This window comes from Spirosoma taeanense (genome assembly GCF_013127955.1).
Lineage (GTDB): Bacteria > Bacteroidota > Bacteroidia > Cytophagales > Spirosomataceae > Spirosoma > Spirosoma taeanense.
This window is the reverse complement of record NZ_CP053435.1, coordinates 4,946,775-4,967,913: the sequence shown is the minus strand read 5'-3', so window position 1 is coordinate 4,967,913 and position 21,139 is coordinate 4,946,775. Positions and strand designations below refer to the sequence as shown.

14 protein-coding genes and 1 pseudogene are annotated in these 21,139 nt (G+C 50.7%); 4 read left to right on the top strand and 11 right to left on the bottom strand.

All coding sequences use genetic code 11. From position 1 onward, the window contains the following. Window positions 1-294 precede the first annotated feature (294 nt). On the top strand, window positions 295-1,293 hold the full coding sequence (locus HNV11_RS20610; RefSeq protein ID WP_171741457.1) for an alpha/beta hydrolase: 999 nt from the start codon (window positions 295-297) through the stop codon (window positions 1,291-1,293). A gap of 46 nt (window positions 1,294-1,339) precedes the next feature. Here the strand turns inward: HNV11_RS20610 and HNV11_RS20605 are convergent, their stop codons facing one another. From HNV11_RS20605 to HNV11_RS20565, 9 genes are all read right to left on the bottom strand, one after another. Next, on the bottom strand, window positions 1,340-3,046 hold the full coding sequence (locus HNV11_RS20605; RefSeq protein ID WP_171741456.1) for a glycoside hydrolase family 43 protein: 1,707 nt from the start codon (window positions 3,044-3,046) through the stop codon (window positions 1,340-1,342). A gap of 10 nt (window positions 3,047-3,056) precedes the next feature. Beyond that, window positions 3,057-4,058 carry a pectinesterase family protein gene (locus HNV11_RS20600; RefSeq protein WP_171741455.1) on the bottom strand — a complete coding sequence of 334 codons (1,002 nt, stop codon included), beginning with the start codon at window positions 4,056-4,058 and terminating at the stop codon, window positions 3,057-3,059. A gap of 64 nt (window positions 4,059-4,122) precedes the next feature. Further along, a complete protein-coding gene (locus HNV11_RS20595; protein ID WP_171741454.1) occupies window positions 4,123-4,881 on the bottom strand; it encodes a rhamnogalacturonan acetylesterase in 759 nt (252 codons plus the stop codon). 15 nt (window positions 4,882-4,896) lie between these two features. Next, window positions 4,897-6,552 carry a glycoside hydrolase family 28 protein gene (locus tag HNV11_RS20590; protein WP_171741453.1) on the bottom strand — a complete coding sequence of 552 codons (1,656 nt, stop codon included), beginning with the start codon at window positions 6,550-6,552 and terminating at the stop codon, window positions 4,897-4,899. A gap of 79 nt (window positions 6,553-6,631) precedes the next feature. Further along, window positions 6,632-8,278: a RagB/SusD family nutrient uptake outer membrane protein gene (locus tag HNV11_RS20585; protein WP_171741452.1), complete on the bottom strand. Its 1,647-nt coding sequence runs from the start codon at window positions 8,276-8,278 to the stop codon at window positions 6,632-6,634. A gap of 20 nt (window positions 8,279-8,298) precedes the next feature. Next, a complete protein-coding gene (locus HNV11_RS20580) occupies window positions 8,299-11,616 on the bottom strand; it encodes a TonB-dependent receptor (RefSeq protein WP_240163604.1) in 3,318 nt (1,105 codons plus the stop codon). A gap of 203 nt (window positions 11,617-11,819) precedes the next feature. Beyond that, window positions 11,820-12,857, bottom strand: coding sequence for a FecR family protein (locus HNV11_RS20575; RefSeq protein ID WP_171741451.1), 1,038 nt, complete (start codon window positions 12,855-12,857; stop codon window positions 11,820-11,822). 168 nt (window positions 12,858-13,025) lie between these two features. Further along, a complete protein-coding gene (locus tag HNV11_RS20570; protein WP_171741450.1) occupies window positions 13,026-13,604 on the bottom strand; it encodes an RNA polymerase sigma-70 factor in 579 nt (192 codons plus the stop codon). Between the two features lie 372 nt (window positions 13,605-13,976). Further along, window positions 13,977-14,999 (bottom strand): LacI family DNA-binding transcriptional regulator, encoded by a 1,023-nt coding sequence (locus HNV11_RS20565; RefSeq protein ID WP_171741449.1) that lies wholly within the window; start codon window positions 14,997-14,999, stop codon window positions 13,977-13,979. A gap of 162 nt (window positions 15,000-15,161) precedes the next feature. Here HNV11_RS20565 and HNV11_RS20560 point away from each other — a divergent pair, with 162 nt between their 5' ends. The 3 genes and pseudogenes from HNV11_RS20560 to HNV11_RS20550 all read left to right on the top strand — a co-directional run bounded on the left by HNV11_RS20560 (window position 15,162) and on the right by HNV11_RS20550 (window position 20,293). Next, a complete protein-coding gene (locus HNV11_RS20560) occupies window positions 15,162-16,700 on the top strand; it encodes a tagaturonate reductase (protein WP_171741448.1) in 1,539 nt (512 codons plus the stop codon). Further along, window positions 16,697-18,355 (top strand): annotated as a pseudogene (locus HNV11_RS20555) (UxaA family hydrolase). The gene HNV11_RS20560 and the pseudogene HNV11_RS20555 overlap by 4 nt, the downstream one beginning before the upstream one ends. 582 nt (window positions 18,356-18,937) lie before the next feature. Beyond that, complete coding sequence (locus HNV11_RS20550) at window positions 18,938-20,293, top strand: DGQHR domain-containing protein (RefSeq protein WP_171741447.1); 1,356 nt, start codon at window positions 18,938-18,940, stop codon at window positions 20,291-20,293. Here the strand turns inward: HNV11_RS20550 and HNV11_RS20545 are convergent. Together HNV11_RS20545 and HNV11_RS24250 are read right to left on the bottom strand one after the other, a co-directional pair. After that, window positions 20,290-20,796, bottom strand: a complete 507-nt coding sequence (locus HNV11_RS20545) for an IS1 family transposase (RefSeq protein ID WP_171737925.1) — start codon at window positions 20,794-20,796, stop codon at window positions 20,290-20,292. The two genes, HNV11_RS20550 and HNV11_RS20545, sit on opposite strands and share 4 nt — an antisense overlap. Next, on the bottom strand, window positions 20,741-21,007 hold the full coding sequence (locus HNV11_RS24250) for an IS1-like element transposase (RefSeq protein WP_394353889.1): 267 nt from the start codon (window positions 21,005-21,007) through the stop codon (window positions 20,741-20,743). The genes HNV11_RS20545 and HNV11_RS24250 overlap by 56 nt, the downstream gene beginning before the upstream one ends. Between the last annotated feature and the right edge of the window lie 132 nt (window positions 21,008-21,139).

Genomic DNA, 21,139 nt, shown 5'->3' with positions numbered 1-21,139 from the left:
CTTGAATTCTGCATATTTCAGGTAGCTGATAGTAACTTAGGAGCCTCAAAAAAGCACAAAGCGGGATTGGATTAAATCGTAACCTTGCTTTGGCCATTTCTGAGAAATAATCGTTACGGTACCTTCTTCTCGGTGATGCGCAACTATTCAATGATCTCGCCAAGGTTGCACCCATAACCCCAACAGGTTATAGTCAAGCCAATTCGATAGAGACCAAGTTGAAAACGCCCTAATTAAATAGCTTCGAACCCTGACAAGCGATCATAAAATACTTCGCCAATAAATACCGCCACTATGAAAAAAATCTTCGGGCAACGAACCCTGGCTTTTGCAGGCATTGTCTGGCTGACGGTTACAATAGCCTCGGCGCAAATTGGTCCAACAGGCGGCAGAGATACGTCGTTCACCGTGCGTAAATCGTATCTGCAGGAAAAGAAATACCACCCCGACATTACGCTGGCTGATTCAACACGACCAATGGGTGTTCAGGTAGCCAGAAACATTACCTACACTACCCCCATAGCTGGCCGAAACCTGCTATTAGATGTTTATTCTCCTCCTGCCTCTTCCACCAGGCTCTTTCCCGCCATTCTGATGGTTCATGGTGGGGGCTGGCGCTCTGGTGACCGCTCGCACAACAGTACACTGTCTGGTCAGCTGGCTGCCAAAGGCTATGTGGCCATCCCGGCGGAATATCGTCTGTCAACAGAAGCGTTATATCCGGCAGCGGTCCATGATCTGAAAGCGGCTATTCGCTGGATGCGGGCCAATGCCGCCAGGTACCATATTGATCTGGAGCGAATTGCAGTTCTGGGTTTTTCGGCGGGCGGACAGTTAGCCGCCCTGATAGGCAGTACGAACCAGAATCCAGCGTTCGAGGGGTCGGGTGGCAATGCCCGCTTTTCGAGCGAAGTACAGGCGGTTATCGATATTGACGGTGTGCTGGCCTTTATTCATCCCGAATCAGGAGAAGGGGATGATTCAAAGTCGACCTCAGCCGCTACGTACTGGTTTGGCTATTCCAAAAGTCAGAAACCCGAGTTATGGCAGGAAGCCTCAGCGCTTTCGCACATTGACAGGCATACACCACCCATTCTATTCATAAACAGTTCGGTAGATCGTATGCATGGCGGGCGCGACGATCTAATCAAAAAGCTTAGCGCCTTTGGCACCTATTCAGAAGTTCACACGTTTGCGGATGCACCCCATACGTTTATGTTTTTCAATCCGTGGTTTACGCCCACGCTGACATACATCGTTGACTTTCTGCGCCGGGTACTGCCGGAAAAATAAGAGAAGGCAGACCAGAAGTCAGATACCGGACGTTCGCAGTTATTGATTATGGATTCGTTGTTGAGACGGATTCGACCCGAAACCAGTCAAAATCGGCATAGCCTGAATCGTTTATCTGCGTGGTACGGGTACAGAATATGCCCATCTTAGCGCCAATCCAGCGCCCTACTTCGGCCTGGAATGGATCGCCGGTGTTCGTGAATGTCTGTCCATCCAGGCTGTAGCTAAACTGGCATTTTGCTCCTTCAGTCACCACAACCCGCAGATACACCGGGCTGCCTGCATTTACTTTAGCAATTACCTGTTCGGCTTCGGCTTTATTCTCCGATGCCTTTTTGCAAACGCCATAGACCAGACTAACCCCATCCTTGCTGCTTTTCAGCACCAGGTTAGCATAGCTCAGGCCCATGACAATCAGTCCAACGCGTTCATTCTCCAGTTTCGGATTCGGCTTAAAGGTCAACTTTGTGGTCGCCATGAATCGCTCGGCCGGAAACTTTTGCAGCAACAGATTCGGTACGTCCCAGTTATTTTTGGCGTCTTCCGGCGTTTTGTAAGAATATAAGCGCAGAAAGCTCTGGTTGCTGGTGGTATGCCAAATGCCTTTAGGGTTCGCCTGCCACTGCCATTGTCGCCCGAGCGTCATTGTGTTGAACTCGTCCGACTCGGCCGGAGTAGCTATCGAAAATTCTTTGCCGGGAGTGGGCCCCGCTACGGTCGGTTTTTTATGCGTCAATACCGGTTCTCCTTTCCCGTCGCCGTCTGTATCGATACCGATCACGGGCCAATCATTCACCCACTTCATCGGTTGCAGATGCACGACTCGGCCATACGCTTCCTTGTCCTGAAAATGTAGAAACCAGTCTTCACCGGGTTTACCATTCACGGGCTCTGTATCAACCCAGGCTCCCTGATGAGGCCCATTGATTGGGCTTTTTCCCTGATCCATCACTACTTTCCGTTCGTAGGGACCGTAGATGTTTTTTGATCGTAGCACGAGCTGCCAACCTGTGGAAACCCCACCGGCCGGAGCGAAAATGTAGTAGTAGCCGTTCCGTTTATACAGCTTCGGACCTTCGATGGTGGGGTCGGTTTCGTGGCCGTCGTAGACGATGGCTCCTTCATCCATGACTTTAGTGCCTTCGGCGTTGAGCTTCTTGACCGTAAGAATGCTTTTGATCCCGGCCCGACTGCCAGCCCAGCCGTGTACCAGATACACCTGGCCGTTGTCGTCCCAGAGCGGGCACGGGTCAATCAGACCTTTTCCGCCCTCAACCAGTACCGGCTCCGACCAGGGACCGGCGGGATTGGTTGCTTTGGTCAGGTAAATGCCAAAATCGGGGTCAGGGTAATAGATATAAAATTCCTTGTTGTGATATCGGATGGCGGGCGCCCACACTCCGTTGCCATGCTGGGTTTTCTCAAAATGCTCGAATGGCGGCTGGCGTTTCAGCGCATGGCCAATGATGGTCCAGTTGACCAGGTCTCTGGAATGGAGGATAGGTAGACCGGGAATGGCATCAAAGCTCGACGCAACCAGATAATAATCGTCGCCCACCCGGCATACATCCGGGTCAGAATAGTCAGCGTTCAGGACGGGATTTTTGTAGCTTCCATTGCCTAAATCAGCCACCCATACGTTGGATACCGATGAAGTAACGGTAGCTGATGACGTGGGTTTGGGCCGGGCCGTTTGGGCAAGCCCCGACGTTGTTAGTAAGAACAATAAACTTACTACGGGTAGTAGCTTCATGCGAGTAGTGTTATTGGACGTTAGGTACCCAGCCCATTTCGCCAGAAAAAATAGTTGCCAGCGTATAGGCGCGGGTCTCTTTGGGAGAAAGCTGTTTCGCCCAGCCTGCCCGCTTCGATGGATTTCCACCCGCCCCCGTGCTTCCGGCTTCAGCGTACAGAACCGTCTTTTCATTGGCGGCATTGCCCCAATTGTCCCAGCCGACGGGCAAAATATGGTCGCCCATGTGGGTCCGGATGAAAATCGTTTTGGCATAGGGTCGCCAGGGACGGCCCAGGTAAACTTTTTTAGCGGCTGGATCTGCGATCAGTTTACAGTCGAAAAAAACGAAACCGTAGGGCTGGTAGTCGGGGGTGGCCGCTGCGGTAATAAAGGAATCGGACAGGCTTTTGATGGTACACGACTGGAAAACGGAGATTGATTTGCCGAAGATGAAGTCGGTTGTGCCCTCAATCAAACAGTTCTCATAATACTGCCGACTGCCTTCGGCGGCTGCATAGAGCGTATCCTGGTTGCCCAGCAGGCGGCAGTTTTTACAAACAAACCGATCCCCTTCTACGTGAAGGGCTACCGCCTGCCCAACGCGCCCGGCCGTGTTTTGAATGGTCAGATTCTCCAGAATAACATCGGGCGCATCGACCCGAACGGTATAGGAGGTATAGGTACTGTATTTGTCACTGCCGGTCCCGTCCCTGCCACCGGGATACGCTTTCCCCGAATAGTCATTTCCCGTAATGATTACGCCTTCTTTACTTTCACCGATGATATGAATATTGGGCTTCCAGGAAGGGATGACGAGCTTCTCGGTGTAGACCCCGTTTTTTACGTACAGGGTTACCCGCACCTGCATATGATCGCGGAAGCTGTTGACGGCTTCCTGAATGGTTCTGTAGTTACCGCTGCCATCCTGAGCAACTGTGAACGATACGGTGGCCGTAGGCGATAGCGTCGCCTGACTCCGTCCGGGAATGGCGTTGATCAACAGGCAAGTGATGAGAAGCAGTTGTTTCATGTGATGAAATAGAACGTTCAACAAGCTCAGGATCGAGTAGGCAGCTACCCGGCCAGCCAGGTATTCACTTTACGCTCTGCGGCTTTACAATCCGGTCGGCTAAATCGAGCTTCAGCGACTTGATGTTCGACAGGACGATTTCGGCGATACGCCGGGCGCCCAGTTCGTTGAAATGGGTGTTATCGTCTTTTCCTTCCGGGTAGTTAGGATGCTCACCGGGAGCAAGCTGAAGGAATAAAAGTTTGGAATGCTCTACGCCAAACTGTTGCAGGAGTTGCTGGCTTTGCGTATCCAGGTCGATTAAGGGTGTTTTATACTCAGCAGCCACTGTACGTACCAGTTCAGAATAGACCGTATGTGTTCCTTCAATTTTTCCGGCCGCATCGAACTTCCTGCGGGCGACGGGGGTGATGAGCACGGGAATGGCTTTCCTGGCCCGGCTTTCGGTAATAAATCGAGCCAGGTTAGCTTTAAACTCCGTCTCGGTCGTGTAACTTTTTTTCGTATTCACCTCGTCGTTATGCCCAAACTGGATGAACACATAGTCGCCTTCCTGTAGGCTATCCGCTACCGGCTGCCAGCGGTTTTCTTCGATAAAGGTTCGAGTACTCCGGCCGTTCTGCGCCCGATTATCGACCGTTACGGTCTGATCAAAAAAATAAGCGAAAGGCATGCCCCAGCCCGTTTCCGGGTAGGCTTTCACCGGCTTGATGGACATGGTCGAATCGCCAATCAGATAAACCGTAATCTTGTCGGGGGGTGTGGTAAAAGCGGAAAGTGTCAGCAGGCTGAACACGGCCCAGATTCTCAGGAATAGACGCATGCCCATGGTTCGGTTTTATTTGATTGACGACAGGATCAGGTTCTTTTCCAGCGCCCCCTTGTTAAACTCGGCTTTGGTCTGTGCTTTCGCTACGTCGGTGTTTTTTACCTCAATCGCCTGGCTGCGCTCGCCATTTATTGAAAACAGCAGACTGGCCTGAGGGTCATACTGGATCGAGTCGAAGGTAAGATTATTGCTGTTGTCAACCAGAATGACGGGCTTCGTGCTTTTAGTGATGAGCTGTACCTGTTTGAACCGAATGCCGCTTGCATCAATCAGCTCCACGCCTTTATCGGTCTGCAGCACCAGCTTTTCCATCGTAATATTGCTGATGGGCATTTCGGGTAAGCCGCGGACGAAGACGCCTTTTGTGGCTCCGCTGCAAACAATATTCTCAAAACGCATATTCCGGAATACCGGCGTTCCCTCATTAACAACCGGACGCTCGTCGCGCTCGCCGTCGGTAGCGAACTTGACAAAATAATACATGTCGAAGAAGATGGCTTCCTGCGCAATGTTTTTCATATAGATGTCTTTGGCGTAGATATGCTCTACTACACCGCCCCGACCACGTACTGACTTGAAGCGTAAGCCTTTGTCGGTACCCATGAACGTACAGTTGTAAACGAAGATATTACGTGCTCCTCCGCTCATTTCGCTACCGACCACAAACCCGCCGTGGCCGTTATAGACGGTATTGTTCCGGATTACGCCATTTTCCGTAGGCATGCCGCGTTTACGGCCTTCTTCGTCCTTTCCCGATTTGATGCAGATGGCATCATCGCCGACGTCCAGTGTACAGCCCTCGATGAGGAAGTTCTTACAGGATTCGATGTCCATACCGTCGCCATTGTGCGCATACTCCGGGTTCTTGGTGGTCACGTTTCGAATTGTCAGGTCCTGACACATCAGGGGATGCAGGCACCAGGCCGGCGAGTTCTGGAACGTAACGCCTTCCAGCAAAACTTTTTTGCAGCTGGTCAGGACCAGCAGGTTGGGCCGCAGAAAGTCTTTCATATCGGCAAAATCCTGCGGTTGTTTCCCGGCCGTCAGCAGCATGCTTCGGTTTTCGGTACTGGCCCGTTTGAACTGCTCACTCGGATACCAGGTTTTGCCGTCATCTTTGAGCACACCACCCGATTCCACCTTCTCTTTCCACTGACTTTCGGTCAACTGGCTTTTATGAACGGCCCGCCAAACGTCGCCGTTGCCATCCACGATTCCCTGGCCGGTAATCGCCACGTTTTCCAGGTTGACGCCCGATATGGGGGACTGATTGCGGGCTGCCCGTTTGCCTTCGTATGTGCCTTCAACCAGAGCGTACTGGCTTTTGTCGGTCGTAAACAGCAGGGTAGCCGCCTTTTTCAGGTGCAGGTTTACGTTGCTTTTCAGCTCAATGGGCCCGGTCATCCACAGTCCGGCGGGTACCAGCACCACACCACCGCCTTTCTGGCTACAGGCCAGAATAGCCGCATTGATCGCCTTGGTGCTCAACGTAACGCCATCTGGTTTGGCACCATGCGCCAGAATCGTTATGGTGTCCTTCCGAAAAGCGGGTTGGGTAACCTTCGGCAGGTTCGTCCAGCTATAGGGTGAAGTTGTCTGGGCCGTAGCCGCAAACGGAGCCAGTGCAGAAAACACAAGGCTTAGGAATCGATGGGTTGTCGTCATAGTTTTTTACAATCTACCGGCCTGTAAGAAGAAGGAAAGCAAACCAGGCTGAATCGGATGATCTGCTTTCCCTAGCTTTTTATTGATACCCCTGATTTTGGGTAAACTCGGATTTGTTCGTCACGGCATCTAACTGGGTTTGCGGAATGGGGCGTACAACATGGTAGTCCTGAAGATTGACGGCATTGTCTGGTGCGTAAGTCCGAATGCGCTCCAGCAGTTTACCGGTACGTTTCAGATCGAACCAGCGAATCTGCTCACCGGCCAGTTCCCGGGCCCGTTCATCCAGGATGAAATCAAGCGTCACCTGAGCGGGCGCAATCTGCATGGCAGCGGTTTTACCGGCTTTGGCAGCCCGTGTACGTAACACGTTGATGTAATCGGCAGCGGCCTGCAGGTTACCCAGTTTCATCTGCGCTTCAGCAGCAATCAGGTAGACCTCGGCCAGCCGGATGACAAACACATCGCGTGCGCTTTGTGCCTCGTTTAAACTGGCCCGGGTTGGGTCCATAAATTTCGACAGGGTCGGGTAACGCAGGTTGTCTTTTACAGTTCCGTTTGCGTTATAGATCTTACTGCGGTCGTAAATCTGGTACTTCCGGGTCGCTTCAAAAGCATCCGGGATTTCTTTTCTCGTGCAGTACACCGCTGTATCCCCCAGGTTCATACCCGCCGGACGAGAGGTGGAGTTAGCCCGCCAGACTTCCATAAACGAACCCTCGTAGCGCGCATCGTCATCGCTGTACAGATCGAGCAGGAAACGGGTTGGCATATACCGGTTAAACGGACGCCCATAGGCGATGTCACGTGTCATACCCGGCCGGTCGTCGTACTTCATTAAAAACAGCAGGTGGCCGTTGTTGCTGCCCCGGTTGTGGCCATAGGGGTTAAACGTTGAGTTTGCCAGGTCATTAATGGCCAGATTCGTGGAATAATCGACGACGTAGATGGCTTCCTTCGTTTTCAGATTACTCATCTTCCACAGGTCGGCATAATTAGCTTCCAGCTTATAATTGGTATTCGCCAGCACAGCCTGCGCCATTTCGAGCGCTTCTTTGTTCATGCCCCGGGTCAGATACATCCGCGCCAGAAACGCCTGAGCGGCCCCTCTCGTTACTTTGCCGTATCTAGGCTGCGTAACGGGCAGATTGGCGACGGCAAACTTTAAATCCTCGAAGATCTGGTTGTAAATCGTTTCGGTAGGGGTGCGGTTGGCCGTTGACACAATCCCGTTGGTTTCCTGCGTCGTAAAATGAACGTTACCCCAGGTTTCAACGATGTGCCAGTAATAAAAAGCCCGCAGGAACCGCAGTTCCCCCTCGCGAATTGGGCGTAAAGTGGCCGACAGACCAGCTTTATCGATGCGGCTAATGCCGCCGTTGCACAGATTGACAGCTGCGTAAAACTCCCGCCATTCGTTGGTCAGGGCGGCATTACTACTTTGAAGATTCAGGTATTGGGTCAGATCACGATAGGCTTCACCCGAGCCGCTCGTCCAGATGTCGGTACCGGTTTCGGCTATGTTGTAGCCTTCTTCCTTGCCGTACCACCAGCGCTGATACGTATAGGCTGCGTTAACCAGGGTTTCGAAGCCCTCGGGGGTCGTATAGACCGTTTCGGCGGTCAGACCGCTCGGGTTAAATTCTTCCAGTGTGTCTTTGCACGAAAGCAGGGTAAGCAGGGACAACGCCAGTAACCCCGTTTTTTTGACAATGGATAAGCACATAACTGGTAAAGGGTTAGGGGTTATAGATTAACATTCAGGCCAAACACATAGAGCTTGGTCATGGGGAAGTTCTCCGAGCCACCCCGCTCCGGGTCGTAGTTTAGCTTCGTAAACGTGAACAGGTTTTTGCCCGTTACGTACAACCGAACACCCCGAATGACCTTTGAGCGGAGAAAGCTGGCGGGTACGTTATAAGCCAGCGTAATGTTCCGAATGCGGGCGTAGGTGCCGTTAACATACCCAAGCGTCGATAGATATTTCAGGCCGCCGTTCTTGTTCGGACGCGGATAGGCGTTCGTCGGATTTTCGGGTGTCCAGTAGTCCAGACCCGCTGTGCTGTTGCCAACACCCTGCTGGTCGAACCGGGCCGACCGGTCGGAGTTAATCATCTGGCCGACACGAGCGTACAGGAATACATTCAGGTCGAAGCCTTTGAATTTAACGGTGTTATCAAAGCCGCCACTCCATTTCGGGCGGGGGGTACCCAGAATGATCCGGTCGTTAACCGCATCGATTTTACCGTCGCCGTTCTGGTCTTTCACTTTAATCTCGCCGGGTAGCTGCGTCGGCGATAGTTTGGCGGCTGCGTCGGCTTCGGGGGTTTGCCAGATACCCAGTTTTTCGTAGTCGTAGAAAACGTTGATGGGATAGCCAATAAACCAGCCGTTTCCAATGTCATTACCGCCGGTGACCAGTTCCGTGATTTCTTCCTTGTTCCGCGTAAAGGTGACGTTACTCGACCAGCTCAGGTTTGGCATGCGGATGTTCGTACTGCCCAGTGTAACTTCAACCCCGCGGTTGCGCGTTTTGCCGATGTTTTGTTTCACAGTCGTTACGCCCGTTGTTGGCGGTAGGCCGCGATCCAGCAGCAGGTCGGAGGTGCGGGTGTCGTAGTAGTCAACCGACGCATTGATCCGGCCATTCAGCAGGCCAAAGTCCAGACCGACGTTTTTGGTGTACGATAACTCCCAGCCTAATTCCGCGTTTCCTACGTTCCGGGAGAAGGTGTAGGCCGGAGCAGGGACGTCGTCATACCCGAAAGCCAGCCGGGTCAGGGTTGTTTGCGTAGCATACGGCCCTGATGGGTCGTTGCCGGCTACACCGTAACTCGCCCGCAGTTTCAAATCGCTCAGTCCCTTTACGCCCTGCATAAATTTTTCTTCGATAATCCGCCAGGCAAAAGCAGCCGAGGGGAAGAACGTCCATTTATTCCCCGTTGCTAGCTTGGAGGAACCGTCTTCCCGAGCGGTCAGGGTTACTAAATACCGATCGCGGAACGCGTAATTCAACCGACCGGCGAAGGACACAAGGTTGTTTTGTGAATAGGCCGAGTTGATCTTGATCTCTTCTGTTGCGCTACCCAGCGAGTAGAACAACTGAGACGGTAAGAGCTGATTGACACCCGAAGCGGCTACATTATCGGACATATTGCCGATATAGCTGGCAATACCGGTCAGGGTCATGGCATGCTGGCCTGCGCTCCGCTGATACGTAACGACGTTTTCCCAGTTGATGCTGCGGCTGTTGCTGGCGTTGTACATAGACAGGGATTTACCCGTCAGCGAGCGATCAATGGACTTGGGCGAAGCATAGGAACCGTCCCGAATCGAGGCCAGGTTGACGCCAATCGTACTCCGGGCCGTAAAGCCTTTGAACGGGGTTATCTCAAGATAACCATTGGTCAGAATGCGGGTTGTCAGCACCGAGTTGTTGAATACGTTCGGCTGCTCATCCGATAAAGGGTTGGCCGTCTGGCCGTCCAGCATGATGTAGTTGAAGTTGCCGTTGGCATCATAAAGCGAACCCAGCGGACTGATTTTATTAGCCTGATTGAGCGGGTCCCGGCGTAAGCTCTGGTTGTAATACGTAAGCTGGCTCTGGAGCCCAATCTTCATCCAGTCGGTAATGGTGTAGTCAACGTTCAGGCGACCCGTATACCGCTTTAACTCATCGAGCTTCAGGATGCCTTTTTCGTTGAAATAATCAACGGATACGTAGGACTTCAACCGATCGGTACCCGCGCGGATACCAACCTGATAATCCTGTTGCAGGCCATTATGAATCAGGGCATCCTGGTAGTCGGTCCAGAGACCTTTCTGTAGGGCATCGTATTCGGCTACGTTCGTAAAAATAGCAGCATCATCGGCCGGACTCTTCCAGACACCAGCCGCCCGCCAGGCTTCGCGCTTGAAATCACGAAAGCCATTGATGTCCATTGCCTTTGGGTACATCGTTACCTCCGAGATACCCGAATAGGCATTGAACGAAATGTCGGGTTTGCCCGTCTTTCCCTTTTTCGTCGTAATCAGAATTACCCCGTTGGCACCCCGCGATCCGTAAATGGCGATGGACGACGCATCCTTAAGGACGTCCATCGTTTCGATGTCATTGGCGTTGATGTCTTCCAAGTTACTGTACTGGATACCGTCGACAATAATCAGCGGTGCATTATTACCACCAATCGAACGGTTACCGCGTATAGAGATGTTTACCCGGGCGCCTGCCTGTCCGCTGCTGCGGGTAATGTCGGCTCCGGCAATCTTACCCTGAGCGGCTTCCAGTACGTTGGCGGTTGGCACTTCCTTTAACTCTTCACTCTTTAGTTGTACGACCGAGCCGGTCAGGTCTTTCTTCCGCACTGCTCCGTAGCCAATCACCACGACTTCATCCAGCGCACTTACGTCAGGAACCAGTGATACATTGATCGTTTCCTGATTGCCGACCTGTATGTCCTGGCTCTGATAGCCGACAAACGAAAACATCAGCACGACTCCATTGCCGTCGGGTACGGTTAGTCTGAAGGCTCCGTTAGCGTCCGTTGTTGAGCCCCGCGTGGAGCCTTTCACCACAACGCTAACCCCGGGCAGGCCGGCATTTTTCTCATCCGTGACCTTCCCCGTAACTACCCGGTCTGCCGACTCAGCGTTTTGAGGTTCTACTCTCGTATGCCCATCGGCTTCGAGAACGATCTGACCTCCTACGAGTCGGTAGGCCAGCCTTAACGGTTTGAGCAGTTCGTTCAGCGCTTCATTCAGGCGTTTATCCGTCAACGAGATCGTAACCGGCTGATCCACATTAACGGCTTTCGAACTGTACACAAACCGGGCGGCCGTCTGGCGTTCAATTTGCGCAAGTACCACGCGTAATCGCTGTCCCTCTATTTTTAAGGTAACCGGTCGGTTCATCAATTCCTGACCGTACCCATCCAGGGCCAGCGAAACACTTGCGCCGACCAGAATCAGCATGAGCTGCACTACCGAAAAGTGTATAAGCCCCATAAACGGTTTAGTCCGCCGATTTGAAAAGCTGCTTATACTGACAGTTTCAAGTTTTTTCATATGCTTAAGGGTTTTATTTACTATATCGTTGACAAGTTGCTCCTTCTGGGTTGCGTCGTTGATCGGCTGGCCGAAGCCGGAGAAAGTTGGTGCTGGCTCATATCAATCGCCTGAGTAGGTTTTCTAAAGTTCAGAGGGGTGGCCCACAAGTCTCGCCATTAGCTATTAGCTTGAATGCCGGAGAGAAAATTGGAACAGACATTCTAGCGTCCGCAGCCTTTTCCACTAATCAGGATGGTAGTTCCCTGCACCTGATAAGTAGCCTTCAGGGCGGCACAGATGATTTCCAACTGGGTATGGAGCGGCTGATTCGTCAGATCAGCCGTTAGGGGGCAACTGTTTATTTCTTCGTTTTCTGCCTCGAAATCAATTCCATACGCCTGCTCCATCCGCGCTAACACGTCCGCGAGGGGCGTATCATCAAACTGAAAAGCAATTGATTTCTTTTCAGCTATCGGCGTTTGTATGATGCGGGGCGAGTCGACAAGGCCCGTTACAAAGTGTTGTTCTTGCTCAAAAAACGTAGCGGTCTGATTGGGACTTAATACTACTCCATTGGTTGTCACCTCTTTCTTTGGGGTGTCTTTGTATACCGCAACCCGCCCGGTTACCACTTCAACCCGAACCTGTTGGGCGCTCGACGGGCTTCTGACGAAAAAGCTTGTTCCCAGAACCTTTGTTACGACGCTGCCCGCGTGAACATAAAAGGGTCGGGAGGGCATTTTCGCCACCTGAAAAAAGGCGTCGCCGGTCAGATAAACGACTCTCTTTTCTACGGTGAAATGCTTCGGAAAGCGTAATGAGCTGTGTGTGGCCAGTTGAACCGCGCTCCCATCTTCCAGGCGAATGAGCAGAGGCTGGCCAGAAGTGTTTGTTCGTTCCAGCCAGTCCGACTTGCTAAGGGCTATTGACGAATCAACCGCTGTCGACGTAGTACTTGTCGAATAGGTGAAATACCACCAGCCCACCAGCAGTAGAGAAGCCGCAATCCCAATCCAGCGATACCGCGCCGTTTGTAAGGGAAGTACTCGCCCCGGACTATTCTTCGGCTCAGTATCCATCTTACGTTGGATCTGATTCCAGAGTCGGTTCTCGAGCTCGTTCATGTCGAGCTCTGCTTCCGATGAACTGGTTTCGGTTTCCAGCAAGCCGTACCAATGCTCAACAAATGCCCGTTCAGCCGGTGTACACTCTCCTCTGAGGTATTTCTGTAAGAGTTGCCCAAATTTTTTGCGGCTCATGAATCGTTAGCAATGGATTTACACTAACTAAGTCAAACACCCGGGCTAAAGACCGCAAATAGTTTTATCAATTATTTGAATTGTCTAGTATTTGTGGGTATTGTCAGTAAATTTTATTGAAATAATACTATAGAATGAACGCCCTAAGTGGGATGAGGTAATACCTGATTATAGCAAACAAGAGAAGAACAAGCCGGTGAGAATATAGTCTCGCAAATAGATACGCAGCGCTTTAATTGCCTGGCTGAGATGGTATTCAACTGTCCGCTCGGGTACGTTCATTCGGGACGAAATCTCTTTTACCGATTGATACTCAAGGCGGTTCAGTCTAAAAATCTGGCTGGTCTTCTCGGGGAGGTCATTTAACTGCCTTTCAACGGCCTCAATTAGTTCGTCCAGATCCATTTGCTCTTCGGTCGTCGATGAGGCTTCCGGGAGGTGGGTATAAGCGTACTCTGCGTATTTCTCGTGAATCAGGTTTGATTTGATGTGATTGATGGTCGCATACCGAACGGCAGTAAACAGGTATGCGTCCAGGCGTTCAATACGTAACTCATGACGACGTTCCCACAATTTGAGGAAAATGTCCTGGACTAGCTCCTCAACCGCGTCCAGCGATTCGATTTTACGTCGGGCAACGCTATACAGCTTTTTCCAATACCGCTGATAAATCTCCCGAAAAGCGGCCTCGTCTCCTGTACGAAGGCGGATAAGGAGTATCTCGTCGGGTAGCGATTTAAGATTCATAGGTAAGGTTCCCAGTCTGATTGTGGATTGGACTTTTCCGAGAAACAGCCTTGCCTCTAGAAAGTGGGCTGCTGTTTATCCGTGTTATTAAGTTGGGAAGCCTGCTTAAATCTGCCAAGTAAAAGTTTAACTATTTCTGCGCAATCGTTGCCGGGAACGTTATCAATTCGATCAAATAGCGAAAAAGTGGTTCATAAGGGCCTATTTTTGATGAAGATGTGATGTGGTAACCTAAACTTCTTTTATTGCTGCAATTTGTACTTTTTCTGTGGTCAGCTTAGCAAATAGGCATCCTACATCAACTCGATTACCTGGGTTCAGTAGTTAGAGTTAAGCTGTGTTTTCAGTGACAATTACAGGCACAAACGCTTACTACTTCATCCCACCAGCCGTTGATTCACGCACCACCAGCTTCGTGGGCAGTTTTTGAATGTCGCTAATGGGTTTATGCTGAGGTCGTTCAATCTGGAGAATTAGCCGCTCAGCCGCCATCTGCCCAATTTCCTGGGCGGGTTGTTCAATAGTAGTCAGGGGAGGAGCGAGCAGATGAGCCACAGTTAAATTGGTGAAGCCCACTAAGGCTACCTGCTCGGGTATCTGCACACCAAACTGACGTAGAGCCGTCATACAACCGAGAGCCAGCCGGTCACTGGCCGTAAAAATTGCATCGGGCGCCGGTGACTGGCTCAGTAGTTCGCTTACGATCGGGTCAATTTCGTGCTGCCCCAGGCCAACGTGCCGAATCAGCGTTTCGTCGAAAGGAAGGCCGTGTTTTTCGAGCGCAGCCCGGTAGCCCGCCAGCCGCTCCTGTGTAATAGACATATAGGTCGCAATGCCAATATGGGCAATGCGTCGGCGACCCGCCTGAATCAGGTGTTCGGTGGCGGCAAAGGCGCCTTCGTAATTGTCGGCAATAATTTTAGGAACGTCCAGCGCGGAGGCCACGCGGTCGAACAGCACCAGGGGGAATTTTTTGTCGTGCAGGGACTGCAAATGCGCAATGTCGGTTGTCTGGCTCGACAGCGACAGCAGCAGCCCGTCTACTTTCCGAACCAGAGCCTGCTGTACGGCAATCAGTTCGCGCTCGTAGTTTTCGTGGCTCTGCATGATCATGACGTGGTAGCCCCGGTTGTAAGCTATAGCTTCGATGCCGTTGATCGCCTGCGAGAAAAAGTGGTTGGCAATCTGCGGCACAATCACCCCCAGCACCTTACTACGATTCGCTTTCAGGCTTAGAGCAATTGGATTAGGTCGGTACTCCATTCGTTCGGCATACTCCATAACCAGCCGTTTGGTTTCCGGGCTGATTTCGTAGCTGCCCCGCAAGGCCCTGGAAACAGTTGAGGTGGACAGATTAAGTGCCCGCGCGATGTCCTTGATGGTGATTGCTTCCACGGTAATGGCGCTTTAATGCGTACTTCAATAAGTCCTGTTCGTAAAAATTTACTTGTTAGCCACCGGCAACGTTCCCGACAACGATTGCGTGAAAAAAGCCGCCTGATTCCTTTTTTTTGCCTGATTCTGCCCCTAATCTTACACTGCATAACTCGTATTCGAATGCAACTTTCTGCTGATTATCTGCTGAATCAGGCCACTCTCGACGTGGCTGTTTTGCCCGATTCCAGGCTGCATTTGCCCGAAACCGTATTGCAATTCGGTACGGGTGCCCTGCTGCGTGGCCTGCCCGACTACCTGATTGATAAGGCCAACCGGCAGGGGCTGTTCAATGGCCGGATCGTGGCTGTTAAATCAACGAACGGAGGTGACTTATCGGCCTTTCGTGAACAGGATAACCTGTATACGCTCTGTGTCCGGGGCGTTGAGCAAGGGCAGATTAGCGAAGAAAATAGCATTTGTTCGGCCATTAGCCGGGTCCTATCAGCCAGCAGCCAGTGGGCCGAGATCCTCGAAGTAGCCGCCAGTCCTGACCTGCAGGTGGTCATCTCAAATACCACCGAAGTTGGCATTCAACTGGAGCAGGATGACGTTCGGCAGGAGCCCCCCAGGTCATTTCCAGGCAAGCTGCTGGCGGTTTTGCTGGCCCGTTACCTGGCCTTTGAGGGCGATCCGGCGCGGGGCCTGGTCATTGTCCCGACCGAACTGGTGGTCGATAACGGCAGCAAGCTGGAACGCATCGTGCTGGAACTGGCGCACCGTAACGGCCTGGATACTGAGTTTATCGACTGGCTCGAATCGGCTAATACGTTTTGCAACTCCCTGGTGGATCGGATCGTGCCGGGTACGCCCGACCCAACCACGCACCAGAATCTTGAAGCGCAACTGGGTTACGAAGACAAGCTGCTCACCATTGCCGAAACCTATCGGCTCTGGGCGATTGAGGTGCCGCCAGGAGCCAGCGAAGAACGGGTCCGGGCCGCGCTGTCGTTCCACGAGGCCGACCGGGGCGTCTGGATTCAGCCCAACATTACCCTGTTTCGCGAACTGAAACTCCGCCTGCTCAATGGGGCGCATACGCTTAGTTGCGGCCTGGCTCATCTGATCGGTTGCCGCACCGTTTCAGAGGCCATGCAGCATGAAACCTTTTCTGTTTACATGCGGAGCTTACTGCTGGCTGAATTAGTGCCCGGCATTCCGTATGCGATGGACGAGAAAACAGCTCAACGGTTTGCGCTGGATATCCTCGATCGGTTTCAGAATCCCTACATTGAACATCGCTGGCTGGCCATCACCATGCAGTACTCGGCTAAAATGCAGCAACGTATCGTGCCAACGCTCCTGCATTACTACACTCAATTTGGCACCGTGCCCCGTTACATGGCCATGGGACTGGCGGGCTACCTGCTCTTCACCCGCCCGATCCGCGAAAGCGAGGGCGTCTGGTACGGCGAATGGGCGGGTGAAGCCTATTCCATTCAGGATGAGCGGGCGGGCTATTTTGCCGAGCTGTGGCAGTCGAAGTCAGCCGAGGCTCTGGTGACCATCGTGCTGGAAAACCGTTCGCTCTGGGGGCATGACCTTGCCCAACTACCCGGTTTGGCCAAAGCGGTATCGACCTATTTGACTCAGTTTATCACCCACGGCCCGGCTGCTACGGTGGCTACGTTCTTTACCCGTCCCGAATCTGTTTCGCTATGACCCGCTCCGTTCTGCATCTGCATCCTGATGACTCTGTATTAGTAGCCTTAACTGATTTGCCCGCTGAGGAACTGATCGCATCAGGTTCTACAACCCTGCTAACCACAGAGGTTATTCCGGCCAAACATAAACTGAGTTTACGTAACCTGGCACCTGGCGATCCCATTACGATGTACGGTGTGCTGGTAGGCCACGCCAAACAGCCCATCCCGGCGGGTAGCCGACTAACGACATTTAACGTGAAGCACGCTACCAGCGACTACCGTCTGTCTGATGCTACCTATACGTGGGCACCCCCTGCTCTGGACCAATGGCGGCACCGCACCTTTCAGGGCTATCATCGCGAGGACGGGCGCGTTGGTACGGCGAATTACTGGTTAGTGATTCCGCTTGTTTTCTGCGAAAACCGCAACATTTAGGTATTGGAAGCGGCCCTGACTGATGCGCTTGGCTACGGCCGGGTCGATTCCTACGTGCAGCATGCCCGGCAATTGGCCGCGCTGGTAGAAACTGGTCGCAGTCCGGATGAACTCTTGACGGCTTCTTTTGCCAGTACTGTAACCGGACTAGGAGCGGCTCGCAACCGACTCTTTCCGAACGTAGACGGGGTGAAGTTCCTGACGCATGACGGCGGCTGTGGCGGTACGCGCCAGGACGCGCAGGCGCTGTGTGGTTTACTGGCGGGCTACATTACGCACCCCAATGTGGCCGGAGCTACGGTGTTGAGTTTAGGTTGCCAGAATGCCCAGATCGCTCTGTTGCAGGATGAGATTCAAAAGCGGTCGCCCGGCTTTGCCCGTCCCCTGTACATTTTGGAACAGCAGCAAATTGGTACGGAAGAATCCCTGCTCGATCAGGCCATGCGGCAAACGATGGCCGGGCTGATCCAGGCCAACGCCTGCAACCGGCAGCCAGCCCCGCTCAGTAAACTAACTGTTGGTCTGGAATGTGGCGGCTCCGATGGTTTTTCAGGCATCTCGGCTAACCCCGTACTGGGGCAGGTATCGGACCGGCTGGTAGGCCTGGGCGGTACAGTTATCCTCTCCGAATTTCCCGAACTCTGCGGAGTAGAGCAGGAACTGAGCGACCGCTGCGTCGACCGGGCTACAGCCAGCCGATTCCGGCAGTTAATGGACATTTACGCGCAACGGGCTCGTGAAGCGGGTTCCGGCTTCGATATGAACCCTTCGCCGGGCAACATCAAGGACGGCCTCATTACCGATGCTATGAAATCGGCGGGAGCCGCTAAAAAAGGAGGGTCGTCGCCCATTGTGGATGTGCTCGATTATCCCGAGCCCGTCACCCGACCCGGTCTGAGCCTGCTCTGCACGCCCGGCAACGACGTAGAGTCCACGACGGCCGAGGTAGCCTCGGGTGCCACGGTGGTGCTATTCACGACCGGATTAGGGACACCGACAGGCAATCCCATTGCACCGGTGGTGAAACTGTCGAGCAATACGGCCTTAGCCAATCGGATGCCCGATATTATCGACATCAACACCGGAACGATCATAGACGGCACCGAAACGCTCGATCAGGTCGCTGACCGACTGCTCGATTACGTTATCGCCGTAGCGAGTGGTGAAGCCGAGGTAGCGGCTGTGCGCCACGGCCAAAACGATTTCATCCCCTGGAAACGGGGCGTATCCCTTTAATTGTGTTTCTAACCGACGACCTTCTGCTCCGCACCCAAGTCGTTCGCTGGCTCTATCACGAGTACTTAGGCACTAAGCTTACGCCAGATGACGTGCAAGGGTAATACCATTCTGGTAATCAATACGATATAAGCCTAAAGGACTTTTGATCAAAAGTCCTTTAGGCTTATATCGTATTGATTAATTTTTTACCACATTGTACAACAGATATAAGACCCATGAAGATGCTTATTTCTTTATTGATACTATTGTATACTTAATTTTAATAGGTTTTTCGTTAGGTGTAGGGCTTAAAGTACTTTCTGTCATACATAGTGTATGACACACAAACACGAAAAAAGAAAGCATTGACAAAGATGAAGTGTTATGCACTACATAAATTTGTAGCCGTAAGGAAGGACTTGCTCAACTTAGGTGAAGAAATTTTTTCTTTAATCTATTGAGTAAAAGATAAACTATGCCGATAGAGACATTGGAAGTTTATATTAAGAACAAATGCGTATCTTGCCATCACAAGGAAATAGTAATTAAAATTAGTGTTTCCTGTACATAGAGTGCAGTTCAACTATAGTTCAAACCATAATGAATACAACTAAACGCATACCTATTATAGAGGTAGACCAATGGTTAAAATATTGGGATACAGTTGCTTTTGACTCTGAAAGAGGCAGAAAACAACCACAGCATAAATTTTTTATTTTTTCGATCAATGCAGGATTACTAAAAAAGTTATCTAAGGTGTACCCGAGGAAGGCCGATGAACAGCGCGATATAGAGATTGGAATTCAGAGAAAACATGATCCTGCTAGATCTACAGAGATCAAAAAATATATACACAGGGGTTATCCTCTATCTGAGATGGCTTCTACCAATTCTATTCCTGATAAATTGAAAAGTTTACAGATGCCTGGATGGCTACCAACAGTCATTGTTGCAAACATATTAACCAAAGGTACTCGTAGAGGTAAAGAAGAAATTAATGAGCATGATTTAATTACAATAGAGAAAGATGCTTCAGGTAACTGGCTAAAATTACCAGATAATGTTAGTAATGAAGCTTGGATTCCTCATATACCTCCCATTGAAATAATTGATGGGCAACATAGGCTTTGGGCTTTTGATAAAGATGATTCATTGACTGAAAATTATGAGCTACCTGTAGTGGCTTTTATCGACCTTGATATCACTTGGCAAGCATATCTTTTTTATACAATAAACGTAAAACCTAAAAAAATCAACAGAAGTCTGGCATATGATTTATATCCAATTCTAAGAGTACAAGAATGGCTAGAGGGCTCGCCAGATACAGCAAATATATATAAAGAAACTCGAGCGCAAGAGATCGTTGAAATTTTATGGTCAAACACTGAGAGTCCTTGGAAGAATAAAATAAATATGCTTGGTGATAGTAATAGCCTAGCTAATATTACTCAAGCAGCATTCATAAGAAATTTAATAGCAAGCTTTATCAAGACATCAGTCACTAAAGGTCTAGGGGGATTATTTGGCTCAATACTTAATGACCAATATCATCTACCATTAAACTGGAATAGAACTCAACAAGCTGCGTTTATAATTTTTTCTTGGAAGATAATGTACGAGCGTGTAAGTGAATGCCAGCATGGTTGGGCATTGGCTCTAAGAAATGAAAAGAAACAAGTAGAAATATTCAAAGATAAAGACGATAAATCAGATCTAGCTTTCTTTAGCAAATATAGTTTAATAAGTACTGATCAGGGGGTAAGAGGTTTTTTACACGTAATAAATGATATTTGCTATTTACTTAGTGAATCAATAAACCTTCGAAATGTAGAATGGACATCTGAAGATGAAATTAAAGAAGGTGTAATAGGAACGAAAGAAATACAACAATGTTTGAGGGATTTAAATAAGCACAAAGTTTACAACATATTATATGATGTTTGGGTAGTGGCTTAATTGCGTTTATCGGCAAAGAAAAATTGGTTGATGAATAGACCGATTATCGTATCATGTATAGTAACTGACTTGGAAAAGCAGATCGTTCGGCGGGCCAGGCGTTTTAGCCGGGTCCGAAGAGTAAGATGCTTTCGTTCAAGACTCTGCAATAAAGCTTTGCTTTCCAAACGCAGTCTTTGATCCAAACAATCAAAGTATGCCCACCAGCAGTCTGTTATCCACCTAATTACCTGAATTCTAGCTTGCTCTAATAGAGCTAGTAAGTGACGGAAGGTTTGGTGAGTACGACGACCAAAAACAAAAGCAACCACCTCGCCGGTCACGGCATCCTCTACCCACCATAGCCAGCGCGGCTGCTTCTTATTACGTACGTAAGCCCACATTTCGTCAACTTTAAGCGTGATTTTCAAGCCTTTATTGACATAAACAGGATTGACATAAACAACCTCACTGCTTTTTTTTAAATTGGTTGCTAACTGTATTGCGGTTAACACCCAGGACACGAGCCGTATCGCGCACGCCCGATCCATTCAGCACCATTTGGGTAATTTGCTCTTTAACCAATGGATCACGGGCTTTGTGGGTATAAATCTGCACAAATGTTCGACCGCAGTCGTAGCATCGGTAGCGTTGAGTGCCAGCCCGAGTAGAGCCATAGCGTTTGACTTGTTGAGTTTGACCGCAATGTTTGCAAATAACCGCTTCTAAGACCATCAACAAAGATACCATTTCAACGCAATTCAGCCACGACCGATGTTTGTAATACTCTAGTTACTTTTGATTGGAGAACTTCATCAGCTCCAGGTTTGAATGAAAATCAAAGAAGGTCTCAAATGATTTTTAAAG

What these genes read in the sequence shown, in the direction of transcription:
- HNV11_RS20610 (WP_171741457.1), top strand. Translation starts at nt 295, where the DNA reads ATGAAAAAAATCTTCGGGCAACGAACCCTGGCTTTTGCAGGCATTGTC.
- HNV11_RS20605 (WP_171741456.1), bottom strand. Translation starts at nt 3,046, where the DNA reads ATGAAGCTACTACCCGTAGTAAGTTTATTGTTCTTACTAACAACGTCG.
- HNV11_RS20600 (WP_171741455.1), bottom strand. Translation starts at nt 4,058, where the DNA reads ATGAAACAACTGCTTCTCATCACTTGCCTGTTGATCAACGCCATTCCC.
- HNV11_RS20595 (WP_171741454.1), bottom strand. Translation starts at nt 4,881, where the DNA reads ATGCGTCTATTCCTGAGAATCTGGGCCGTGTTCAGCCTGCTGACACTT.
- HNV11_RS20590 (WP_171741453.1), bottom strand. Translation starts at nt 6,552, where the DNA reads ATGACGACAACCCATCGATTCCTAAGCCTTGTGTTTTCTGCACTGGCT.
- HNV11_RS20585 (WP_171741452.1), bottom strand. Translation starts at nt 8,278, where the DNA reads ATGTGCTTATCCATTGTCAAAAAAACGGGGTTACTGGCGTTGTCCCTG.
- HNV11_RS20580 (WP_240163604.1), bottom strand. Translation starts at nt 11,616, where the DNA reads ATGAAAAAACTTGAAACTGTCAGTATAAGCAGCTTTTCAAATCGGCGG.
- HNV11_RS20575 (WP_171741451.1), bottom strand. Translation starts at nt 12,857, where the DNA reads ATGAGCCGCAAAAAATTTGGGCAACTCTTACAGAAATACCTCAGAGGA.
- HNV11_RS20570 (WP_171741450.1), bottom strand. Translation starts at nt 13,604, where the DNA reads ATGAATCTTAAATCGCTACCCGACGAGATACTCCTTATCCGCCTTCGT.
- HNV11_RS20560 (WP_171741448.1), top strand. Translation starts at nt 15,162, where the DNA reads ATGCAACTTTCTGCTGATTATCTGCTGAATCAGGCCACTCTCGACGTG.
- HNV11_RS20550 (WP_171741447.1), top strand. Translation starts at nt 18,938, where the DNA reads ATGAATACAACTAAACGCATACCTATTATAGAGGTAGACCAATGGTTA.
- HNV11_RS24250 (WP_394353889.1), bottom strand. Translation starts at nt 21,007, where the DNA reads ATGGTCTTAGAAGCGGTTATTTGCAAACATTGCGGTCAAACTCAACAA.